3 protein-coding genes are annotated in these 3,844 nt (G+C 58.6%); 2 read left to right on the top strand and 1 reads right to left on the bottom strand.

Annotation, left to right across the window (positions count from 1 at the left end; all coding sequences use genetic code 11):
* Positions 1-52: 52 nt before the first annotated feature.
* Positions 53-1,342, top strand: coding sequence for a M16 family metallopeptidase (locus ACEQWH_RS06690; protein WP_370229081.1), 1,290 nt, complete (start codon positions 53-55; stop codon positions 1,340-1,342).
* 1 nt (position 1,343) lies between these two features.
* The gene (locus tag ACEQWH_RS06695; protein WP_370229082.1) at positions 1,344-2,723 is read left to right on the top strand and encodes a hypothetical protein; all 1,380 of its coding nucleotides are present in this window, start codon (positions 1,344-1,346) and stop codon (positions 2,721-2,723) included.
* A gap of 1 nt (position 2,724) precedes the next feature.
* Here ACEQWH_RS06695 and ACEQWH_RS06700 read toward each other — a convergent pair whose 3' ends face one another.
* On the bottom strand, positions 2,725-3,795 hold the full coding sequence (locus ACEQWH_RS06700) for a DUF1513 domain-containing protein (RefSeq protein ID WP_370229083.1): 1,071 nt from the start codon (positions 3,793-3,795) through the stop codon (positions 2,725-2,727).
* Between the last annotated feature and the right edge of the window lie 49 nt (positions 3,796-3,844).

Here is a 3,844-nt window from a genome sequence, read left to right on the forward strand (position 1 = left end):
ATGCTCGGCGAGTTGTTCTGATTATTTTCAACGGTGTAATTTGAGGCCGACGATGCGTAGATCTTTTTTCCTTCTCTTGCTTTTGCCAGTGCTCTTTGGCCGCCCTGCCTTTGCCCAAGAGGTCATCCCGTTGACAGACAAAGGCGGGCTTCACGCAGCCTATGTGGTGCCCACTGACACGTTCAACCGCGTTGATGTGCAACTGATTGTTCTGTCGGGAAAATACGACGACCCAGACCCCTCTGGCACCGCACATCTGACCGAACATCTTGCAGCGTTTTCAGCAGATTTTACCATCCTCAAACAGGCAAGAGAACGCGATATCCACGCAACAACCAGCAACGTCGCCACGATTTACACCAACTCGGGTCCACCCGTAGATCTAGAGACCTTGCTCAAACTCTCGCGCGCGACGCTGGACACGCCGGATCTGCCCGAAGGGTTTGCCGAAAGCGAAATCGACATTGTCGAGCGCGAAACCCTGCTTAGGGAAAGGCAAAGCCCGTTGCGGTGGCTGCGCCACATCGCGCTGAAGAACCTATACGGCGCACCGCGCGGACGGGTGGACAACAGCGTTGCCGACCTGCCGAAGCTCAGTCTGGAAAAGGCCTATCAATTCCACAAAGAGCATTACGTGGCCTCCAATGTGACGCTGATCGTGTCAGGACGGGTCGATCCAGACCTTGTGGCCACGCTTGTGGCCGAGGTCTTTGGCGACACCGAAGCCACCCCTGCGCCCAGCAAACCCTGGCTGGCACAACGCCCTTCGCCCAAGGTCGCTTATGTGGACCGGATCGAAACCGATCGTTTACAACGCGACACCATTCAGTTTGCGAAGTTCGTGGCGTTTGAAGGCAATCCGACCAGCGTGGACATGCAAAGCACGTTTTTCATCACGACCACCATCCTGAACGAACGGCTGTTTAAGGCGCTGTATCATGACCAACCCGGCTTTCTCAGCGTCAGCCAGAACTGGTTCTTTTCCAAGGAATCCGATCTGGAACTGACGCTGCATGCGCAACTTATGCCGGGCTTTGATCTGGATCGGGCGCACCGCCGCCTGAAAGAGGCCGTGGCGAGGTTGCTGGACGACCCAATCACGCGACCGGAAATCCAGAACGCGCGACAAAAACAGATCACTTGGGCGGAAAATTCCGCGCGTCGACCCACCTCGTTTCGGTGGTTCCTGTCCAATGTTGCGGCCGACGGATTTCCCCCGATCACCCCGACAGGTTTGATTGAAATCCTGAGTGAGACCACGGATGAAGAGGTTCGGGAATTTGCCGCGACCGCGATGCAACCCTCCGCAACCTCTGTCGTTTTGGCCAAGAAGGTAGAGTGATATGCTGAACAGAGTGTCAAAAATCATCGCTGCCGCCGCAATTGCCCTAAGCAGCATGGCCGCCAAACCAGCACTCGCTGAACTTATTGCGCACGGCGACGGCACGCGGGTCACATATCTGGAGCCGCTCCGCACCGGGGTATCCGCGCTGACCTTTGTCTGGACCTTAAACGAGCCATCCTTTGACCGTGTAGCCGCGGTGCAGGCGGGCCTTGCCAGTACGCTTTCCGGAGGCACAGAAACGCGGACCTCTTACGAGATCAACTCGTACAAACGCGAGAAGGGCATCAAGCATCAGATCGCAACCAACGGGCCGCATCTGACCCTGACGGTCTCGGCTCCCAACGACGTATTTCCAGAGACCCTCATACATCTCGAGAACATTTTGCTCGAGCCGGTTTACACCCTGGACTGGTATGCGCGCGAATTGGAAAACAGCAAACCGGTGCAATCCACGTTGACGCGCCGCCCGGCGCATGTGCTGAGCGAAGTTGCCAACTATTTGCACTTTCAGACCGACGACAGTGACACCCAGCCCAGCACCGCCCACTATCGGTTCGGCCGCCCTGCACAGGCGATCCTCAGATCCGGCGACCAAGAGGTCCAACGGCGCACCAACCGACTTATTCACAAACTGCCGCTTGGCCCCAAAGGATGGACTCCGCCGCTGAAAAAATGGACCGACGCGCTGTTTGGGGACGAAGACATGACCCTGCCAAAAGGCGTCATCCACTTTGAGGATCCTCAATCCACCGAGATGTTGATCCTATTTGTGAAAGCGCAGGAATTTGCCGAGGAAACCGATCAGGTCGCGACCAACCTGCTGGTGAACTATGTCGGGGACGGACAGGGATCAGAGCTGTTTCGCGTGATCCGCCAGGAAATGCGCGCGTCTTATGATCCGCAGTCAAACTTTGTGGTGATGGGCAAAAAGCAAGCTCTGTTCTCGTTCAGCGCGACCGTCGAAGCCAGCCGCTGGCCCGAGATCCACAGCCGAATTGGCGAGCTTTATGCCAATGTGCGGCAAGGGGACATTGACCTGCGGGGTCTGAACGTTCTGAAAAACAACCTGAACCGCATCTATTTTGAATCCTTCTTCAACGATGCGGTTTGGGGCCTGCGCCACTATCTGAATGAATACCCCGAAGGCACCGAGGGCGTTATCAAGCTCCCTCTGTTTCAGGCCTTTGGCGCGGTCACTGTGGACGGCGTCGCAAAGGCATCAGACACCCTTTTGCCGCCTTTGGACGACTATCTGCTGATCTTGATCGGCGGCGGGGCGGCTCCGACCGAGGCCCTAAAATCGCAGGGATACTGCGCCCTGCCCCGCAACACGGACCTTAGCCATTGTCTTAAGCAACTGTCTGCCGCGCAGAACTGAGTCACACGCCCATACCGCGCACCGCGAGGCCGTGGTTGTCAAACTCAAACCCCGCAAGGGCATCCTGTTCCTGCGCGCCCAGCCGCAAAAGCCGCGCGCCGGAATAGACGGCTCCGCGTTGCGTGCTTGCGACGGCGCTGGCCCCTGTAACCCGCTCGGATTTCAGCAGCCGGTCGCCCTCAAGCCACAGGACATCCCCTGTGGTTTTTGACGCCAACATCGCCCCTGACCCGCTGGCGGCAACCGAAGACACATAGCCCCCCAGCCTGTCGCCGACCTCCAGCGCCGTGACGCCGCTTTCGCCAACCAGCCACACGAGGTTACCCCCATCTGCCCGGGCACGATCATAGATCTGCCCGCCAACGTACAGACGCCCTGCTTGATCCATCGCCAAATGGCGCAAAGACACGCCCTCTGATCCGGCCCAATGGCCCAAGGCGTCCGGTCTGAGCGTTGTGAAATCCAGCTGAACGATCTGGCTGCGGAAACTGCTTAGGTTAAAAGGTGTGCGCCCATAATCTGGGTGGGTCTCTAACCCGCCAAGCGCCACATAAAACAGATCCCGCGACGAATGGCGAATGATCTCATGCGGCCCAGCGTCGGGCAAAGGCACCTCGCCCAACCGCTGCCCCGTCGCCAGCTCGTATATCCCGACAACGCCTGTGATCTGGTCCAGGTCATTCTCGGTCGTTAACAGATAGGCCCCGTCAGCGGTCACCGCGCCGTGGCCAAAAAAGTGACGCGAGGCCGGCGCCGTCACCGTCGCGCGAATGTCGAAATTGGCTTTGTCGATGATCGCAAACTTGTTGCCCGGTCTGCGCGGAAACACGATCAGATGGGTGTCGCTTTCGGCCAGACCATGCGCACGAAACCCAACAGGCAGTCGCGCTAGAACCTGACCCGACGCGCCGAGGGCGAAAATGCGGCTTAGGCCATCCGTCAGCGAGGTTTCCACCCCCACATAATCCGCGCGCTCAAAGGGCTGACCCAGCGCGGTGGTGCAGCTGAGCACGCCCAAACCAATCGCGGCCTCGCGCAGCATGCGCCGACGGGTGAACACGGGTGTCGCCACGTTAGTCTCCGTCAGCAGATGTGAACCCAGCCGTCAGCCCGATAGAGGC

The organism is Cognatishimia sp. (assembly GCF_964229375.1).
Taxonomy (GTDB): Bacteria; Pseudomonadota; Alphaproteobacteria; order Rhodobacterales; family Rhodobacteraceae; genus Cognatishimia.

What these genes read in the sequence shown, in the direction of transcription:
- ACEQWH_RS06690 (WP_370229081.1), top strand. Translation starts at nt 53, where the DNA reads ATGCGTAGATCTTTTTTCCTTCTCTTGCTTTTGCCAGTGCTCTTTGGC.
- ACEQWH_RS06695 (WP_370229082.1), top strand. Translation starts at nt 1,344, where the DNA reads ATGCTGAACAGAGTGTCAAAAATCATCGCTGCCGCCGCAATTGCCCTA.